The following is an 18,037-nucleotide window of genomic DNA, read 5'->3' on the forward strand; positions in this document are numbered from 1 at the left end:
CCAACCCGAGGTATCCATGGTCATCAAACCGCGCGTCCGCGGCTTCATCTGCGTCACCACCCACCCGACCGGCTGCGAGGCCGCGGTCAAGCAGCAGATCGACTACATCCGCGCGCGCCCACCGATCCAGAACGGTCCCAAGCGGGTGCTGGTGATCGGTGCGTCGACCGGCTACGGCCTGGCCGCGCGCATCACCGCTGCCTTTGGCAGTGGCGCCGCCACCCTCGGCATCTTCTTCGAACGGCCGGGCAGCGAGACCAAGCCGGGCACGGCGGGCTGGTACAACTCGGCTGCGTTCCACAAGTACGCCGACGAAGCCGGCCTGTATGCCAAGAGCATCAACGGCGATGCCTTCTCCGATGAAGTGAAGGCGAAGACTATCGAAATGATCAAGGCCGATCTCGGCCAGGTCGACCAGGTTGTCTACAGCCTGGCGGCGCCGCGCCGCAAGCATCCGAAGACCGGCGAGATCATCAGCTCCTCGCTGAAGCCGATCGGCGAGCCGATCACCCTGCGTGGCCTGGATACCGACAAGGAAGTGCTGACCGAGACCCACCTGCAGCCGGCTACCCCGGAAGAGATCGCCGGTACCGTCGCGGTGATGGGCGGTGAAGACTGGCAGATGTGGATCGACGCGCTCGCCGATGCCGGCGTGCTGGCCAACGGCTGCACCACCACCGCCTTCACCTACGTGGGCGAAGAGATCACCCAGGCGATCTACTGGAATGGCTCGATCGGTGCGGCCAAGAAGGACCTGGACACCAAGGTGCTGGGCCTGCGCGAGAAGCTGGCCAAGATCGGTGGCGATGCACGCGTATCGGTGCTGAAGGCGGTGGTGACCCAGGCCAGCTCGGCCATTCCGACCATGCCGCTGTACCTGTCGCTGCTGTTCAAGGTGATGAAGGAAAAGGGCACCCACGAAGGCTGCATCGAACAGCTGGACGTGCTGTACGACATCCTCTACGGCGGCAAGGCCGACGGCGTGGCGATCGATCGCCTGCGCCACGACCTGGTCGATGGCGATGGCCGCACCGTTGCGCTGATCGATGAGGAAGGCCGCCTGCGCGCCGATTACAAGGAAATGGCCGCAGATGTGCAGGGCAGGGTGGTCGCGCTGTGGCCGCAGGTGACCAACGAGAACCTGTACGAGATCAGCGACCTGGCCGGCTACAAGGCCGACTTCCTGCGCCTGTTCGGCTTCGGCGTGGAGGGCGTGGACTACGAGGCCGACGTCAATCCGGACGTGAAGATCGAAAATCTGGTCGACATGACCTGATCAACGAAAAGGCCGGCGAACGCCGGTCTTCTCGTTTGTGTAGAGCCGAGCCATGCTCGGCTGCTCTTCGCTTGAGTCCCGCAGCCGAGCGTGGCTCGGCTCTACAGAGAGGCGTCACCCGAACTCGAAGCCCATCTCCGGCAGCGCCGGGCCGACGAAGTCGCCCTGCACGTAATCCACGCCGGCACTGAACAGCAGCGTCATCGAGTTGGCATCGCTGACGAACTCGGCAATGGTGCGGATACCCGCTTCCTGTGCGCGCGCGGTGATCTGGCTGATGCGGTCGATGTTCTCGCGCGTGGCGGCCAGGTCGCTGGTGAAGCCCCGGTCCAGCTTGAGGAACTGCGGCTGGAAGTGGGCCAGCAGCTGGAATGAATCCAGCCCCGAACCGAACTGCTCCAGGCCGATGCGGCAGCCCAGCGGCGCCACTTCGGCTAGGAACTGCTGCGCACTGCGCAGGTGGGTGAAAACCTTCGCTTCCGGCGCATGCAGCCACAGCCGTTCGCCGGGCACGCCCTGTGCCTGCAGTTCGCGGCGCAGCGTGGCGATCATCTGCGGGTCGTCGAACGATTCCGGCGTCACCTTCACCAGCACCTGGGTGGCGTTGCCTTCGCGTGCGCGCTGGCCGAGCACCGCGATGGCCTGCGAGACCACCCAGCGATTGATGTCGGCCAGCAGGCCGTGTTCCTCGGCGATGCCCAGGAACGCGGTCGGGCTCAGCAGCTCGCCATTGTTCTCCAGGCGCAGGTAGGCCTCGTACAGCTCCAGTGGCTCGCCCTGCAGGTTCAGCACCGGCTGGTAGTGCAGCTGGAAGCCGTCGCCGGCCAGCGCCTCGCGGATGCGCGCAACCCAGCGCTGTACGCGTTCTTCCTCGACACGGTCGGCGGCAGCCGGGTCGAAGATGCGGCAGGTGTTGCCCAGTTCGGCGGCGGCCTGGGTGCAGTCGCTGGCGCGCGCCAGCACCTGGCCGATGCTGGCGATCTTCTCGCCCACCTGCACGCCACCGATGCTGACCGTCACCGTGGCCGAGCGTGCGCCGATGCTGAAGACATGTGCGGCATAGGCTTCGCGGATGCGCTCGGCCAGCGCCACGGTCTGCGCGTAGGGCCCGGCCTGCAGCACGGCGAAATTGTGTTCGCCGAAGCGGGCCAGTTGCGCGTCCTCGCCGACCACCTCGGCCAGCAGGGCGGCGAGAGCGCCGATCAGGATGTCGGCCGACGCCAAGCCGATATCCGGCAGCAGGCGCGCGTAGTGGTCAGGCTCGATCAGCAGCAGGCCGAACTGACCCTCGCTGCGCCCGGCCTGGGCCACCGCGCTTTCCAGCTGCAGCATGAAGGTCGGGCGATTGAGCAGGCCGGTGACCTGGTCGCGCTGGCGCAGGTCCTCGACCTCGCGTGCCAGCTCGGGGTCGAACTCCATGCGGCGGCGGAGCACCACCTGCAGGCAGGACTCGCCCTCGTAGGTGGCCGCGGCAAATTCCATCGTCGCCGGGAAGGAGCTGCCGTCCTCGTGGCGCGCGTCGAGCTGGTACTGCGGCGGCGGCGCCTCGCCACGGCTGAGGCCTTTGAGCAGCTGTTTGAAGCCCTCCACGTGCTGGGCGGCGACCATGTCCAGCAGCGAAATGCCTTCGATGTCCTCGAAATGCTCGTAGCCGAACATCTCCAGATAGGCGTCGTTGGCGCGGATGTGCATGCCTTCATGCACATAGGCGATGGGGTCGCGCGAGGAGGCGATCAGCGCGTCGCAGCGGCGCTCGGTCTCGCGCATCTGCGCCTCGATCCGGCGCAGGCCGCGACGCGCCTGCAGGTCGACCCACTGGTCGCGGACCACGGCGAGCAGATGCTCGGGGCGCTGGCGCAGGGCGAGGGCGCGGATGCCATGGCTGCTGGCCTGCACCAGTTCGTCCTCGTCGATGCGCTCGGCCAGCAGCACCAGCGGGATGTCCTTGCCGCTGGCGGCGATGTGCTGGGCCGCCAGCTGCAGCGGGATGCCCTGCGAAGGCGAGGCCAGCACCAGGTCGATGGCCTGGCTGGTCAGCACCTGGGCCAGCTCGGCCGCATCCTGCGGGCGCCACGGGCGTACCGCGATGCCGCTGTTGCGCAGGGTGCTGACGATGGCTTCGGCATTCTCGCCGCTGTCATCGACGATCAGCAGGCGGATGGTGATGTCGTTCGCGTTCTGCATGCACTGCTCCCCAATCTGCGAATCTAGATACACGATGCGCGGCGAACCGTCCATGCGCGCACCCCTGGCGCGCGTCGAACGGCGAAGTGGTTCACACCACGCCGCCCGCTGCGTGGCCGCTGGCCCAGGCCCATTGGAAGTTGTAGCCGCCCAGCCAGCCGGTCACGTCCAGCACCTCGCCAACGAAGTGCAGGCCGGGCACGCGCTTGGATTCCATCGTCGAGGATGACACTTCGGCGGTGTCCACGCCGCCCAGGGTGACCTCGGCGGTGCGGTAGCCTTCGGTGCCGCTGGCCACCAGCGGGAATGCGCCCAGCAGCTGCGCGGCCTGGCGCAGCACCGGCTCGTCCAGCTGGCGCACGGGCCGGTCGGGCAGCCAGTGCTCGCACAGGCGTTGCGCCAGCCGCTTCGGCAGTACCTCGCCCAGCACCGTGCGCAGCTCGGCGGCCGGGCGGTCGCGCTTCATCTGGCGCAACCACTCGCCGGCATCCTGGCCCGGCAACAGGTCCAGCTCCAGCGCATCGCCGGGCTGCCAGAACGACGAAATCTGCAGGATGGCCGGGCCGCTTACGCCACGGTGGGTCAGCAGCATGAAGTTCTGGAAACTCTTTCCGTTGCAGCGCGCCTCGATCGGCAGTGCGACGCCGCTGAGGTCGGCCAGCCGCTCCTGGTGCTTGCCGCTGAGGGTCAGCGGCACCAGCCCGGCGCGGGTCGGCAGTACCTGGTGGCCGAACTGGCGGGCCACCTCATAGCCAAAGCCGCTGGCCCCCATGCTGGGAATCGACAGGCCACCGGTGGCAACCACCAGCGAGGCGCAATGGAACAGGCCCTGGGTGGTGTGCACGCGGAAACCATCGCTGCCGTGCTCGATGCGCTGCACGCTGCACTCGGTACGGATCTGTACGCCGGCCGCCTGGCACTCGTCCACCAGCATCTTCACGATCTGCTTGGACGAGATATCGCAGAACAGCTGCCCCAGTTCCTTTTCGTGATAGGCGATGCCGTGCTTGTGCACCAGCTCGATGAAATGCCAGGGCGTGTAGCGGGCCAGCGCCGACTTGCAGAAGTGCGGGTTGGCCGACAGGAAGTTGGCCGGGGTGGTGCCGGTGTTGGTGAAGTTGCAGCGGCCACCGCCGGACATCAGGATCTTCTTGCCGACCTTGTTGGCATGGTCGATCACCTGCACCTGGCGGCCGCGCTGGCCGGCAGTGATCGCGGTCATCAGCCCGGCTGCGCCGGCACCGATGACCACCACATCGCAACGGATGGTGCTCATGCCTTGGCGCGCTTGCGCCAGTCCGGGATCACGTCGAGCTGGATCTGGTCGTTGAGCAGCTGCACTTCGCCGTCCTGGATCAGCACGCTCCAACGCATGGCACGCTGGATCTGCTGGCCCCAGCGCTCGACGAATTCGCCGTCCAGAGCGACCACCGAAAGATTGTCGAAGCGCGCCAGGCCCTTGCCCTGCTTGCTCCACCAGATCTCCGAGGCGTTGCCGCCGTAGTTGACCACCTGCACCTGGCGGCTGCGATTGCTGGCCTTGCGGATGCGCGATTCGTCCGGGTGGCCCAGGTCGATCCACTGCAGGATGTCGCCGGTGTAGTCGTGTTCCCACAGATCGGGCTCGTCATCGGTACTCAGGCCGCGGCCGAACTCCAGGCGATCGCCGGCGTTCAGCGCGAAGGCGAGCAGGCGCACCATCAGGCGCTCGTCGGTCTCGGACGGATGCTGGGCCAGGGTCAGGTTGTGGGTCGCGTAGTAGCCGCGATCCATGTCGCTGATCTGCAGTTCGGCCTTGCGGATGGTGGCGGTAAGAGCCATGGGGGATCCGTGGACTAAAGAGGACAATGATAGAGGTTTGCTCCGGGGGTGTCCGTGGCCGGACTGTCTGCGCACCGTCAACGGTGGCACTCTTGCGCTCTTTCCCGTGGCCGGAGTGGACGCCATGAGCTTGATGAGCTTGCCCAGCCGGTTGCAGCTGCCGCCCGGCCCCTGGGCCACCCTGCTGGATGGCCTGTGTGCACGTTTTCCGCGCATCGCGCGCGCGCAATGGCAGGATCGCTTCGCGCGCGGCCGCGTGCTGGACGCACAGGGCAGGGCGCTCACTGCGGACATGCCCTGGCAGGTCGGGCTGGACATCCAGTACTTCCGCGAGGTGGCCGACGAACCGGTGATCCCCTTCACCGAAACCATCGTCCATCTGGATGCGCACCTGCTGGTGGCCGACAAGCCGCATTTCCTGCCGGTGACACCGGCGGGCGGGCATGTACGCGAGACGCTGCTGGCGCGACTGGTCGCCCGCACCGGCAATGCCGATCTGGTGCCGCTGCACCGGCTGGATCGGCTGACGGCCGGGTTGGTGCTGTTCTCGACCCAGCGTGCGTCGCGCGATGCTTACCAGCGCCTGTTCCGTGAGCGGCGCATCGAAAAGACCTATGAGGCCTTGGCACCGGCGCTGCCGGGGCGGGAGTTTCCGCTGCAGCGGTGCAGCCGCCTGGTGCCGGGCGAGCCGTTCTTCCGCATAACCGAAGTGCCCGGCGAGGCCAATGCGCGCAGCCGGATCGAGCTGATCGAGGCCGAAGGGCCGATCTGGCGCTACCGGCTGCTGCCGGAAACCGGCCGCAAGCATCAGCTGCGCGTGCACATGGCCATGCTGGGGGCGCCGATCATGGGTGACGACCTGTACCCGCAGCTTCGGCAACGGGCACCGGACGTAGCCGAGGCGCCGCTGCAGCTGCTGGCGCGGGCCCTGGCTTTCGATGACCCGTTGAGTGGTGCACGACGGATGTTCAGCAGCGGCCGCAGCCTGAGCCTTCCGGCTTAGGGCGGCCAGGCGCTCAGCGGGCCGGGCGTCGCGCCAGCCAGCGGTCCAGCTCGGCGGCGAACAGCTGCCGGTCGCGGGGGCCCAGGGGCGGCGGTCCGCCGGTCTGGACCCCGGCGCCGCGCAGTTCCTCCATGAAATTGCGCATCGACAGTCGCTCGGCCATGTTGTTCGGTGTGTACAACTGGCCGCGCGGGTTCAGCGCGACGGCCTGCTTCTCCAGCACCAGCGCGGCCAGCGGGATGTCCTGGGTGACCACCAGGTCCCCCGCGGCGACCCGCTCGACGATGGCGCTGTCGGCCACGTCCAGCCCCTGCGGCACCTGGATCGAGCGCAGCCAGCGCGAGGGCGGGGTGCGGATCCACTGGTTGGCGACCAGGGTCAGTTCGATCCCGACCCGTTCAGCCGCACGGAACAGGATGTCGCGGATGACGGTCGGACAGGCGTCCGCATCCACCCAGATGCGGGGAGAGGCGTGTTCAGCGGGGATTTCAGCTTCAGTCATTTACCCAGTGTAGGGTAGGAAAAACCTGAATGGGGACTCGGAGTTAGCCGCGAGAGGCTGCCAACCCTTGTCACGCCTAGCGGGTGACGTATTCCCATGAACGTCGGGGCTATCGCTTTTTGCAGAAAACACGCGTATCGTGCGACCCACTGTGTTTGCTAGGGTCACCGTGAATCGTGGCCTGGTGCAGTTGATCTCACGATCCGCTCATCGATCCGCTTTACCAACGCCTGCAACTCAGTCTCGGCCCCGATACCCGGTGGCTGCGATTTTTTTCAACATGTGTTTCAGGAGTTAGTAAAAATGTCTGAACGTCAGACCGGTACCGTCAAGTGGTTCAACGACGCCAAGGGCTTCGGCTTCATCACCCCGGAAAGCGGCCCGGACCTGTTCGTGCACTTCCGCGCGATCCAGGGCACCGGCTTCAAGACCCTGCAGGAAGGCCAGAAGGTTACCTTCATCGCCGTCCAGGGTCAGAAGGGCATGCAGGCTGACCAGGTGCAGGCGGTCTAATCCGTCTGCTACCGTTGGGTAGCCAGAACGCCGGAAGCGAAAGCTTCCGGCGTTTTTTATTGCCCGCCTTTTTTTTGTAGAGTCGAGCCATGCTGGACTGCGCCCAAAGACAGTCGAGCATGGCTCGACTCTACAAAGGACATGCAGCCGGCGCGGTACGATGCGCGTCTCCCCAAGGGATCACCCCCATGCGCATCGTCCACCATCTGGAAAACTCCCGTTCGCTGCGCGTGCTGTGGATGCTGGAGGAGCTGGGGTTGGACTACGAACTGCGCCGCTATCCGCGCGATCCGAAGACGCTGCTGGCGCCGCCGGAACTGCGCAACGTGCATCCGCTCGGCAAGTCTCCGGTACTGCAGGATGGTGAGCTGGTACTGGCCGAGTCCGGCGCGATCCTCGACTACCTCGCTGACCGTTACGACACGCAACGCCAGCTGTCGCCGTCACCAATGCCGGCCGACGGGGCCGAACGCATCGCTTACCGCTACTGGCTGCACTACGCCGAAGGCTCGGCGATGCCACCGTTGCTGCTAACCCTGGTGATGGGCCGCATACGCAACGCGCCGATGCCGTTCTTCGCGCGCCCGATCGCACGCAGCATTGCCGACAAGGCCGAGCGCGGCTTCATCGGCCCGCAGCGGCGCCTGCACCTGGACTGGATGGAGCGCCGCCTGGCCGAAAGCCCGTGGTTTGCCGGCGAGCGTTTCAGTGCGGCCGACATCCAGATGAGCTTCCCGATCCAGGCCGCTGCCGCGCGCGGTGGTGGCCTGGACGACAAACCGGCACTGCGTGGCTTCCTCAAGCGTATCGGTGAACGCCCGGCCTACCAGCGTGCCGAGGCCCACGGCGGCCACCTGCAGGCGCTCGGCGGCAATTGAGGAAGGCGGCCGTCGCCCTCATCTCCAGCACCATGGATACCGACACTCCCCGTTTCGACAACCGCCTGCTGCACACCCTGCCGGGCGACCCCGAATCCAGCCCGCGCAGGCGCGAAGTGCTGGGCGCTGCCTGGTCGCCCGTGATGCCGACCCCGGTGACGGCGCCCACGCTGTTGGCCTGGGCGCCGGACGTCGCCGAAATGCTTGGCTTCGATACCGCTGAAGTCGAAAGCGAAGGTTTCGCGCAGGTATTCGGCGGCAATGCGCTGTACGCCGGCATGCAACCGTGGGCAGCCAACTACGGTGGCCATCAGTTTGGCCACTGGGCCGGCCAGCTCGGCGACGGGCGTGCGATTTCGCTGGGTGAGCTGGTTGCGCCGGGTGGCCAGCACTGGGAGCTGCAGTTGAAGGGGGCCGGGCCAACGCCGTACTCGCGGGGGGCCGATGGACGGGCAGTGCTGCGCTCATCGATCCGCGAATTCCTGTGCAGCGAGGCGATGCATCACCTTGGCGTGCCGACTACGCGCGCGTTGTCACTGGTCGGCACCGGTGAGGACGTGGTGCGCGACATGTTCTATGACGGCCATCCGCGTGCCGAGCCAGGCGCCATCGTATGCCGGGTCTCGCCGTCGTTCCTGCGCTTCGGTTCGTTCGAACTGCCGGCCTCGCGCGGTGAAACCGCCCTGCTGCAGCAGCTGGTGGATGCCTGCATCGCCCGCGACTTCCCCGAACTGCAAGGGCAGGGCGAGGCGCTGTACGGCGACTGGTTCGCGCAGATCGCGGTGCGCACGGCCGAGATGATCGCGCACTGGATGCGTGTCGGCTTCGTGCACGGCGTGATGAACACCGACAACCTGTCCGTGCTCGGTGTGACGCTGGATTACGGCCCCTATGGCTGGGTCGAGGACTTCGATCCGGACTGGACGCCGAACACCACCGACGCCCAGGGGCGCCGCTACCGCTTCGGCACCCAGCCGCAGGTGGCGTACTGGAACCTGGGCCGATTGGCGCAGGCGCTGTCGCCGCTGTTCGCCGATGTCGCACCGCTGCAGGCAGGCCTGGCGGCTTACCAGTCCACGTTCGTGGCCTGCACGCGTCGCGATGCTGCAGCGAAGCTGGGGCTGGCTGCTGCCGACGGTGATGACCTGCAGCTCTACCAGCGCTGGCAACAGCTGATGCAGGAGGGCGCAATGGACATGACCCTGGCATGGCGCGCACTGATGCGCATCGACCCGGCGGCAGCAGATGCGACGGTTCTTGACGCGGTGTACTACGACGAGGCGCGGCGACAGGCAGTGCAGGCACCGCTGCAGCACTGGCTGCAGGACTACGCAGCGCGCCTGCGCCGCGATCCGCTGGCGGCCAGCGAACGCCAGGCGAAGATGGCAGCGGCCAACCCGCTGTACGTGCTGCGCAACTGGCTGGCCCAGGAAGCGATCGACCGCGCAGAGCAGGGGGATCTCGGCGGCGTCCATGCACTGCAGGACGTGCTGCGCGACCCGTACACCGAGCGTGCCGGCCTGGAACACTTCGCTGGCAAGCGCCCGGCGTGGGCCGACAATCGCGCCGGTTGCTCGATGCTGTCCTGCAGTTCCTGAGGGTGGGTTTCGGCAGGGCTGCGCCCTGCACCTGCGGAGGCCAGATCAACAGCCAGAGCAAAAGCGGATTCCGTGGTTTGGCGGGGCGGTGTCGGAGTGCGGGGACGCTGCAAGTACGTCCCTGTAAGCTTGGCAGCCGCATCCATGCGGCTGACACCCCGCACTCCGACACCGCCCCACCTCCGACAGATTCCCGCGGCTGTGGGTAGGTGTCGACCTTGGTCGACACATCTGTCAGATATCGAATGAAATTCCGGGGTCAGATCCGTTTTCCTTCGTAAAACGGATCTGACCCCATGAGCAATTCCGACAGGTCGCAGGAATCTGTCGAAGGCGGGGTGGGTCCGGTTGCGGGGGCGTGAACGCCATGGATGGCGCGACCGAGCCTACGCGGACGTATCTACGGCGTCCCCCGCAACCGGGCCCGCCCCGCCATCCCTCGGGATGCAGGCAGTTGCAGTTGCAGTTGCTGTTGAGGTTGCCGGCCAGCGGCCGGCACTACCGCAGGTGCCGGGCGCAGCCCGGCCGGACACCACCAACAGGCAGGCGGCGCCCGGAACAGGTACCCTATGCCGCCATCAGATAGCCAATGTGACATGACCGACGCCATCGTCGCTCCGCAGTGGGCCTCCCGCCTGCGCGACATCGCCGACTTCCCCAAGCCCGGCATCCTGTTCAAGGACATCATGCCGCTGCTCGCCCATGGCGAGGATTTCCGCGGCGCGATCACCGCGATGGCCGACCGTTGGCGCGACCAGAAGCTGGACGCAGTGGTCGGCATCGAATCGCGTGGGTTCATCCTCGGTGCCGCGATGGCGCTGGAGCTGGGCGTCGGCTTCGTGCCGGTGCGCAAGCCGGGCAAGCTGCCGGGCCAGGTCCTGCGCGAAGAATACACGCTGGAATACCGCAGCGACTGCATCGAAGTGCATGCCGATGCGCTGCCGGCTGGCGCCCGCGTGGTGATCATCGACGACGTGCTGGCCACCGGCGGCACGCTGGTCGCTGCGCTGTCGCTGGTGCGCCGCCTGGGCGTTGAAGTGGTCGGCGCCGGTGTACTGGTCGAACTGGACGGCCTCGGAGGTCGCGCCCGCTGGGAATCGGACCTGCCGCTGCACACCGAACTGGTGTTCTGACCGAAGGGTGGGTGCCAACCAGGGTTGGCACCTGCCAGCGTGAATGGCCGGGAGCCGGTCGTTGCCAACCTTGGTTGGCAGCACTTTTCGCGACGGGTGCCATGGACGGGCCAACCAAGGTTGGCCGCTACCAGGCCAGATCGTTACCAACCGTGGTTGGCAACGCTGCTTCAATCACATCATCCGCACGCGGAAACGACGGCCCTTGATCTTGCCGGCTTCCAGCTTGGCCACGGCCTTGTTGGCCTGCTCACGCGCGATCGCCACATAGGAGCGGGTCGGGAAGATCGCGATCTTGCCGATGAACTTGCTCGACAGGCCGGCATCACCGGTCAGCGCACCGAGGATGTCGCCCGGGCGCAGCTTGTCGGTCTTGCCACCGTCGATGCGCAGCGTGCGCATCGCGGCCTGCGGCAGTTCGGCCGGGCGCGAGGTTGCCAGCGGCGTCTTCTGCCAGTCCAGCGGCTGCCCCATCTGCGCTTCGATGGCGTCGGCGCGGGTCTTCTCGCGGCCGGCCACCAGGCTGATCGCCAGGCCGCTGGCACCGGCGCGCCCGGTACGGCCCACGCGGTGCTGGTAGCTCTCCACGTCGGTCGGCAGTTCGTAGTTGATCACCGCCGCCAGCTCTTCCACGTCCAGGCCGCGCGCGGCGACGTCGCTGGCGACCAGCACGTTGCAGCTGCGGTTGGCCAGCAGCAACAGCACTTCCTCGCGGTCGCGCTGCTCCATGTCGCCATGCAGGGCCAGTGCGGAGAAGCCGAACTGCTGCAGCGAGTTGGCCACTTCGTCCACGTCCTTGCGGGTGTTGCAGAACACGACCGCCGATTCCGGCGTGTACTTGAGCAGCAGGCCGGCCAGCGCCTTCTGGCGGTGCGCCGGTTCCACCTCGCAGAACAGGTGGCGGATGGCGGGGGCCTGGTCGGCGCCTTCCACGGTCACTTCCACCGCGTCGCGCAGCAGGTCACGCGCCATGGCGCGGATGCTGTCGGGGAAGGTGGCGGAGAACAGCAGGCTCTGGCGATCCTTGTGGGTGCGGCCGGCGATCTCGCGGATCGGCTCCTCGAAGCCCATGTCGAGCATGCGGTCGGCCTCGTCCAGCACCAGCGTGCGCACCGCGCCCAGGTTCAGCGCGCGCTTGCGTGCCAGCTCCTGCACGCGGCCGGGCGTCCCGACCACCACATGCGGATCGTGGCCTTCAAGCGACGCCAGCTGCGGGCCCAGCGGCACGCCGCCCACCAGCAGCAACAGCTTCAGGTTGGGGATGCCGGTGGCCAGCTTGCGGATCTGCTTGCCGACCTGGTCGGCCAGTTCGCGGGTCGGGCACAGCACCAGCGCCTGCACGCGGATCAGGCTGGGGTCGATGGACTGCAGCAGGCCAAGGCCGAAGGCGGCGGTCTTGCCGCTGCCGGTGGGTGCCTGTGCGATCACATCACGGCCATCGAGGATGGCCGGCAGGCTCTGCGCCTGCACGGGGGTGAGGGTGGTGTAGCCGAGGGCATCCAGGCCGGGCTGCAGGGCCGGGCTCAGCGGCAGGGTCGAGAAGTCAGTCATGGCGCATTGTACCTGCCTGCGCGGCCGGTCCCGCCTGATCGGATGGGGTCGAATCCCTTTCCGCAGGAAAGGGCTCTGACCCCATCGGAGTCGTCATCCACGCAGGGCGTGAATACACCGGGGGGCATCCACGCATGGCGTGGATCTACGGGTGGATGCCGACCTGGGTCGGCACGCTCCTGCTCAGCCAAGCACCGCCAGTACACCCTGATGGATCGCCAGGCCACCGAACAGCAGCCAGGCGAACAGGATCAGCGCCAGCAGCAGCGGCTTCAGCCCGGCCTGGCGCAGCGCCGAGACGTGGGTGGTCAGGCCCAGCGCGGCCATCGCCATCGCCAGCAGCACGGTATCCAGCTGCACCAGCCCCGCCTGCAGGCCCGCCGGCAGCAGATGCAGCGAGTTGAACCCGGCCACCGCCACGAAACCAAAAGCGAACCACGGCACCACGATGCGCGCCTTGCTGCCGTCGGCGCTGGCCTTGCCGCCACGCGCCAGCCACAGCGACAGCGCGACCAGGAACGGCGCCAGCAGCATCACCCGCACCATCTTGGTGATCACCGCCGTGTCGGCCGCTGCTTCGTTGACCGCGCGGCCTGCCGCCACCACCTGTGCCACTTCATGCACCGTCGCACCGGTGAACAGGCCGTACTGCCGCGCGTCCATTGCCAGCCAGCCGTGCGACTGCACCAGTGCATACAACGCCGGGTAAAGGAACATCGCCAGCGTGCCGAACACCACCACCGTAGAGACCGCGACGGTGACCTGCGCAGCGCGGCCGCGCACCACCGGCTCGGCGGCCATCACCGCCGCCGCGCCGCAGATCGCGCTGCCGGCGCCGATCAGCATCGCCGCTTCGCGCTCCAACTTGAACACGCGCATGCCCAGCCAGCAGGCCAGCCCGAAGGTGCTGGCGACCACCAGCACGTCCATCAGCACGCCGGCCACGCCGACGTGGCCGATGTCCTGGAAGGTCAGGCGCAGGCCGTACAGCACGATGCCGGCGCGCAGCAGCCAGTGCTTGGAGAAGCCGACACCGGCCGCGCTGCTCGGCGCCAGCCGCGGGTAAAGGGTGTTGCCGACCACGATGCCGGCGACGATGGCCACGGTCAGCGCGCTCAGGCCATGCGCCTGGAGCCAGGGAAGCTCGGCCAGGTACAGCGACGCCGCCGCGATCAGGCCCACCAGCAGCAGGCCGGGCAGGCGCGGCTGCCAGCGTTGGCGCAGGGCGGGCAGGGACCAGGAGGAGAGAGCGGTGGCGTTCATGGCGCGACAGGACTGGAGTGATGGGCCAAGCGTGCGCCTGTGTCACTGACCTGTAAAACGAATAATATGGGTGAGACCTACCTATAAAGCGGGTACATTCGATGCGCCTGACCTTGCGCCAGCTGCAGGTGTTCGTCGCCATCGCCGACCATGGCACCACCACTGCCGCCGGCCAGGCCGTCGCGCTCTCGCAGTCGGCCAGCAGCGCCGCCCTGCAGGAGCTGGAGGCGCACTTCGGCACCCCGCTGTTCGACCGCATCGGCCGCCGCCTGGCCCTGAACGGGCACGGCCGCGCGCTGCTGGAGCCGGCGCGCACCTTGCTGGTCAACGCCGCCGATCTGGAGCGGCAGCTGGCCGCCGGCGGCGACCCGTCGCAGGGCGCACCGCTGCGGCTGGTGCTGGCCGCCAGTACCACCATCGGCAACTACCTGCTGCCGCCACGCATCGCCGAACTGCTGCGGCAGGCGCCGCAGGCCGAGGTCGATCTGCGCATCGACAACAGTGCCGGCGTGGTCGCCGCGGTACAGCGCCTGGACGTCGACGCCGGCCTGATCGAAGGCCCGTGCCATGAGCGTGGCCTGCAGGTGACCGCCTGGCAGCAGGACCCACTGGTGATCGTGGCTGCCGCCGATGCCCGCGCACGCTGGTCGCTGGATGAACTGCGCCGCGCACGCTGGCTGCTGCGTGAGCCTGGCTCCGGCACCCGCGAAGCCGTGGAACAGGCCCTGCTGCCGCACCTGCGTGGCTTCGCGCAGACCCTGCAGCTGGGCAATACCGAAGCGATCAAGCAGGCCGCCATCGCCGGCCTCGGCCTGGCCTGTCTGTCGCGCCACGCGCTGGAAGAGCCGCTGGCCCTGGGCCGCCTGCGCGTGCTCGAGACTCCGCTGCCGGCCCTGCAGCGCACCCTGTGGCTGGTGCGCCACCCCGGCAAGCAATGGCTGCCGGGGTTGCAGGCGTTGCTGGGGGAGGTGGGGTAGCCATCAGATTTCCAGTCGACTCCATCCATCGACCCTTCTTGTAGCGCTCATCCACGCATCGCGTGGATCTACCGTGTCGACCAAGGTCGACACCCACCAGAGCAGAATGTAGTTCCGACAGATTGCAGGAATCTGTCGAAGGCGGGATGGGTCCGGTGGCGGGGGTGTCCGCGGCATGGATGCCGCGGCCAAGCCCCCAGGGACGGGTTTACGGCGTCCCCCGCGACCGGACCCATCCCGCCATCCCACAGGAAACCAGCTTTTGACGTTGCCGTTGAGGTTGCCGGCCAGCGGCCGGCACTACCGCGGGTGCCGGGTGCAACCCGGCCGACGCCCCCAACCCGTACAATATCCGGATGCCTCTGATTACTCTGCAGAACGTCGACTTCAGCGTCGGCGGCCCGTTGTTGCTGGAAAAGGCCGAACTGTCGATCGAGCCGGGCGAACGCATCGCCCTGATCGGCCGCAACGGCGCCGGCAAATCCACCCTGCTCAAGCTGCTGTCCGGCGACCACAAGCCCGATGACGGCGAAGTCCGCGTGCAGCAGGGCGTGCGCGTCACCCGCCTGGAGCAGGAAGTGCCACACGGCGCCGCCGGCTCGGTGTTCGACGTCGTTGCCGATGGTCTCGGTGAACTGGGCCAGTGGCTGGCCGAGTTCCACCATCTCAGCCATGCCGAGGTCTTCGATGGCGAAGCGCTCGGCAACGTGCAGGCCAAGATCGACGCCGCCAACGGCTGGGGCCTGGACCAGCGCGTCAGCGAAACGCTGACCAAGCTCGACCTCGACGGCGATGCCGAATTCGGCCGCCTGTCCGGCGGCATGAAGCGCCGCGTGCTGCTGGCCCGTGCACTGGTCTCCAGCCCGGACGTGCTGCTGCTGGACGAACCGACCAACCACCTGGACATCGAAGCCATCGACTGGCTCGAAGCGTTCCTGAAGGGCTGGAGCGGCAGCGTGGTGTTCGTCACCCATGACCGCCGCTTCCTGCGTGCGCTGGCCACCCGCATCGTCGAGATCGATCGCGGCCAGGTCACCAGCTGGCCGGGCGACTGGGCCAACTACGAGCGCCGCCGCGAGGAACGCCTCAATGCGCAGGCGCAGGAAAATGCCCGCTTCGACAAGCTGCTGGCGCAGGAAGAAGTCTGGATCCGCCAAGGCATCAAGGCCCGTCGTACCCGCGACGAGGGCCGCGTGCGCCGCCTCAAGGCGATGCGCACCGAACGCTCGCAGCGCCGCGACCTCAGCGGTAACGTCAAGATGGAAGCCGCGCAGGGCGTCAGCTCCGGCAAGAAGGTCATCGACGTCAAGGACATTTCGTTCGCCTTCGGCGAGCGCACCATGGTCCGCGATTTCACCACCACCATCCTGCGTGGCGACCGCATCGGCCTGATCGGCCCCAACGGCAGCGGCAAGACCACGCTGCTGAAGCTGCTGCTGGGTGAACTGCAGCCGGCCAAGGGAGAGGTCAATGCGGGCACCAACCTGCAGATCGCCTATTTCGACCAGTACCGCGCGGTGCTGCGCGAAGACTGGAGCGCGATCGAGAACGTGGCCGAAGGCCGCGATTTCCTCGAGTTCAACGGCAAGCGCAAGCACGTGCATGCCTACCTGCAGGACTTCATGTTCACCCCCGAGCGCGCGCGTGCGCCGATCACCCGCCTGTCCGGTGGCGAGCGCAACCGCCTGCTGCTGGCCAAGCTGTTCGCGCAGCCGTCCAACCTGCTGGTGATGGACGAACCGACCAACGACCTCGACGTGGAAACCCTGGAGCTGCTGGAAGAGCTGCTGGGCGAGTACACCGGTACGCTGCTGCTGGTCAGCCACGACCGTGACTTCATCGACAACGTGGTGACCTCCACGCTGGTGATGGAAGGCGACGGCGTGATCGGCGAGTACGTCGGTGGCTACAGCGACTGGCAGCGCTATGCGGCCAGCGTGGCTGCGCCTGCCGCGGCCCCGGCTGCCAAGCCGGCGACTGCTGCACCGGCCGCTGCTGCGGCCGCGACTTCCGCAGCCCCCAAGCGCAAGCTGGCGTACAAGGAAGCGCGCGAGCTGGAGCAGCTGCCAAAGACCATCGAGAAGCTGGAAGGCGATGTCGAAGGGCTGACCTCGGCGATGAACGACCCATCGTTCTACACCCGCAGCAGTGCTGAAGTGACGGCGCACACCCAGCAGCTGGCCAAGGTGCAGGCCGAACTGGATGCCGCTTACGCGCGCTGGGAAGAGCTGGAAGGCTGAGCGTTGACCGGCGCCAGCGATCGCGCCGATTGATGTAGAGCCGAGCCCACGCTCGGCTCAGCAGATCCACGCCATGCGTGGATATCCGGAATCTGTGCGGACCAACGGTCCGCACCTACCAAGCGACGGTCCGCACCGACCGGGGGGGGGGCGGCCGTCATTTGACCCCGTGCAGATCCCGCAGCTGGCTCGGCCGGCTGCCGAAGTACGCCGCCAGATCGGCGATGTCCTGATCACTCAGGTCCTTCGCCTGCGGCGTCATCAGCGCATGCTGGCGGTCACCGGCGCGGTAGGCCTGCAGCGCGTGCGCCAGGTAGTCACCGTACTGCCCACCCAGCTTCGGATAGGTCGGATCGATCGGCGCATTGCCGTCGGCCCCATGGCAGTCGATGCAGCTCTGGTTGGTGGCTTTGCCCTTCACCTTGGCGCGGGCCTCACCGGCGGCCTCGCGACCTGCCGGCAGGCCGGCGGAGGACGATGAACCGTGCTCGCCGCTGGCATGGCCCGGGTCGGCGGCCGATTTTTCGCTGTTTTCCACCTGCGACTGTGAGCAGGCGGCCAGCAGCAGGGCAACGGACAGGGCGATGGCGTGACGCATCGGATGCGCGGCTTTCGACATGGGCGGGCCTTACTTGACGGTGGACAGGTAAACAGAGAGATCGGCGATCTCCTGTTCGCTGAAACTCATCGACTGCGCCTGCATCGTCGGATGCCGGCGCTTGCCCTGGCGGTACTCGGTCAGGGCCTGGGCCAGGTACTGCTGGGTCTGGCCGCCGATCTTCGGCACCCGGTAACTGGGGTAGGCGTTCTTGTAGCCGGTGATCCCGTGGCAGCCCTGGCAGGTGTAGGCCAGGACGCGGCCATTGTCGAAGTTGCCGGTGGGTGCGGCGGGCGCTGGCGCAACGGCGGGAGCCGGGGCCGGGGCGGGTGTGGCAGGAGCAGGAGCGGGCTGTGCGGCGGCCCCAAGGGGCAGGAGGACGGCCAGAGCGAGACAAGCGGCGAGCGGCTGCGGGCGCATGGTGTCGTTTCCGGGGATTCGGGTCTGGTCGTTCCGGCGTGGGGTACGGAACGACCCGAGTATAGCCTCAGGTTTCATCT

General features: G+C 67.5%; 16 protein-coding genes. 8 read left to right on the forward strand and 8 right to left on the reverse strand.

The window, feature by feature from the left end; translation table 11 throughout:
* The first annotated feature begins 16 nt into the window (after nt 1–16).
* Nucleotides 17–1,276: an enoyl-ACP reductase FabV gene (gene fabV, locus VG566_RS18280; protein WP_041863324.1), complete on the forward strand. Its 1,260-nt coding sequence runs from the start codon at nt 17–19 to the stop codon at nt 1,274–1,276.
* 114 nt (nt 1,277–1,390) lie between these two features.
* Here the strand turns inward: fabV and VG566_RS18285 are convergent, their stop codons facing one another.
* The 3 genes from VG566_RS18285 to VG566_RS18295 form a co-directional block, all read right to left on the reverse strand.
* A complete protein-coding gene (locus tag VG566_RS18285; protein WP_164077976.1) occupies nt 1,391–3,460 on the reverse strand; it encodes an EAL domain-containing protein in 2,070 nt (689 codons plus the stop codon).
* A 91-nt stretch (nt 3,461–3,551) separates the two neighbouring features.
* Complete coding sequence (locus VG566_RS18290; protein ID WP_032960467.1) at nt 3,552–4,736, reverse strand: NAD(P)/FAD-dependent oxidoreductase; 1,185 nt, start codon at nt 4,734–4,736, stop codon at nt 3,552–3,554.
* Entirely contained in the window at nt 4,733–5,281 is a 549-nt protein-coding gene (locus VG566_RS18295; protein ID WP_014646832.1) for a YaeQ family protein, read from the reverse strand. The genes VG566_RS18290 and VG566_RS18295 overlap by 4 nt, the downstream gene beginning before the upstream one ends.
* Nucleotides 5,282–5,414: 133 nt before the next feature.
* Between VG566_RS18295 and VG566_RS18300 the strand changes: the two genes are divergently transcribed.
* Nucleotides 5,415–6,284, forward strand: a complete 870-nt coding sequence (locus VG566_RS18300; RefSeq protein ID WP_241884838.1) for a pseudouridine synthase — start codon at nt 5,415–5,417, stop codon at nt 6,282–6,284.
* 13 nt (nt 6,285–6,297) lie between these two features.
* On the opposite strand, the gene VG566_RS18305 is transcribed toward VG566_RS18300, so the two are convergent.
* Nucleotides 6,298–6,786: a YaiI/YqxD family protein gene (locus VG566_RS18305; RefSeq protein WP_049404194.1), complete on the reverse strand. Its 489-nt coding sequence runs from the start codon at nt 6,784–6,786 to the stop codon at nt 6,298–6,300.
* A 303-nt stretch (nt 6,787–7,089) separates the two neighbouring features.
* On the opposite strand from VG566_RS18305, the gene VG566_RS18310 reads away from it, so the two are divergent.
* The 4 genes from VG566_RS18310 (at nt 7,090) to VG566_RS18325 (ending at nt 10,908) form a co-directional block, all read left to right on the forward strand.
* On the forward strand, nt 7,090–7,299 hold the full coding sequence (locus VG566_RS18310; protein ID WP_005416210.1) for a cold-shock protein: 210 nt from the start codon (nt 7,090–7,092) through the stop codon (nt 7,297–7,299).
* Between the two features lie 188 nt (nt 7,300–7,487).
* Complete coding sequence (locus VG566_RS18315; RefSeq protein WP_014646835.1) at nt 7,488–8,177, forward strand: glutathione S-transferase family protein; 690 nt, start codon at nt 7,488–7,490, stop codon at nt 8,175–8,177.
* 32 nt (nt 8,178–8,209) lie between these two features.
* A complete protein-coding gene (locus VG566_RS18320) occupies nt 8,210–9,775 on the forward strand; it encodes a protein adenylyltransferase SelO (protein WP_100449889.1) in 1,566 nt (521 codons plus the stop codon).
* Between the two features lie 596 nt (nt 9,776–10,371).
* On the forward strand, nt 10,372–10,908 hold the full coding sequence (locus tag VG566_RS18325) for an adenine phosphoribosyltransferase (protein ID WP_049405272.1): 537 nt from the start codon (nt 10,372–10,374) through the stop codon (nt 10,906–10,908).
* 174 nt (nt 10,909–11,082) lie between these two features.
* Here the strand turns inward: VG566_RS18325 and dbpA are convergent, their stop codons facing one another.
* Together dbpA and VG566_RS18335 are read right to left on the reverse strand one after the other, a co-directional pair.
* Nucleotides 11,083–12,459, reverse strand: coding sequence for an ATP-dependent RNA helicase DbpA (gene dbpA, locus VG566_RS18330; RefSeq protein WP_049405270.1), 1,377 nt, complete (start codon nt 12,457–12,459; stop codon nt 11,083–11,085).
* A 183-nt stretch (nt 12,460–12,642) separates the two neighbouring features.
* Nucleotides 12,643–13,722, reverse strand: a complete 1,080-nt coding sequence (locus VG566_RS18335; protein WP_241884834.1) for a YeiH family protein — start codon at nt 13,720–13,722, stop codon at nt 12,643–12,645.
* Nucleotides 13,723–13,823: 101 nt separating this feature from the next.
* Here VG566_RS18335 and VG566_RS18340 point away from each other — a divergent pair, with 101 nt between their 5' ends.
* Both VG566_RS18340 and VG566_RS18345 read left to right on the forward strand, forming a co-directional pair.
* Nucleotides 13,824–14,699, forward strand: coding sequence for a LysR substrate-binding domain-containing protein (locus VG566_RS18340; RefSeq protein ID WP_014646840.1), 876 nt, complete (start codon nt 13,824–13,826; stop codon nt 14,697–14,699).
* 356 nt (nt 14,700–15,055) lie between these two features.
* The gene (locus VG566_RS18345; protein ID WP_241884833.1) at nt 15,056–16,939 is read left to right on the forward strand and encodes an ATP-binding cassette domain-containing protein; all 1,884 of its coding nucleotides are present in this window, start codon (nt 15,056–15,058) and stop codon (nt 16,937–16,939) included.
* A gap of 157 nt (nt 16,940–17,096) precedes the next feature.
* On the opposite strand, the gene VG566_RS18350 is transcribed toward VG566_RS18345, so the two are convergent.
* Together VG566_RS18350 and VG566_RS18355 are read right to left on the reverse strand one after the other, a co-directional pair.
* Nucleotides 17,097–17,558 carry a c-type cytochrome gene (locus VG566_RS18350; protein ID WP_005416218.1) on the reverse strand — a complete coding sequence of 154 codons (462 nt, stop codon included), beginning with the start codon at nt 17,556–17,558 and terminating at the stop codon, nt 17,097–17,099.
* A gap of 9 nt (nt 17,559–17,567) precedes the next feature.
* Nucleotides 17,568–17,957, reverse strand: a complete 390-nt coding sequence (locus VG566_RS18355; protein ID WP_014646842.1) for a c-type cytochrome — start codon at nt 17,955–17,957, stop codon at nt 17,568–17,570.
* Between the last annotated feature and the right edge of the window lie 80 nt (nt 17,958–18,037).

It is taken from the genome of Stenotrophomonas sp. CASM114, assembly GCF_049384325.1.
Taxonomy (GTDB): Bacteria; Pseudomonadota; Gammaproteobacteria; order Xanthomonadales; family Xanthomonadaceae; genus Stenotrophomonas; species Stenotrophomonas muris.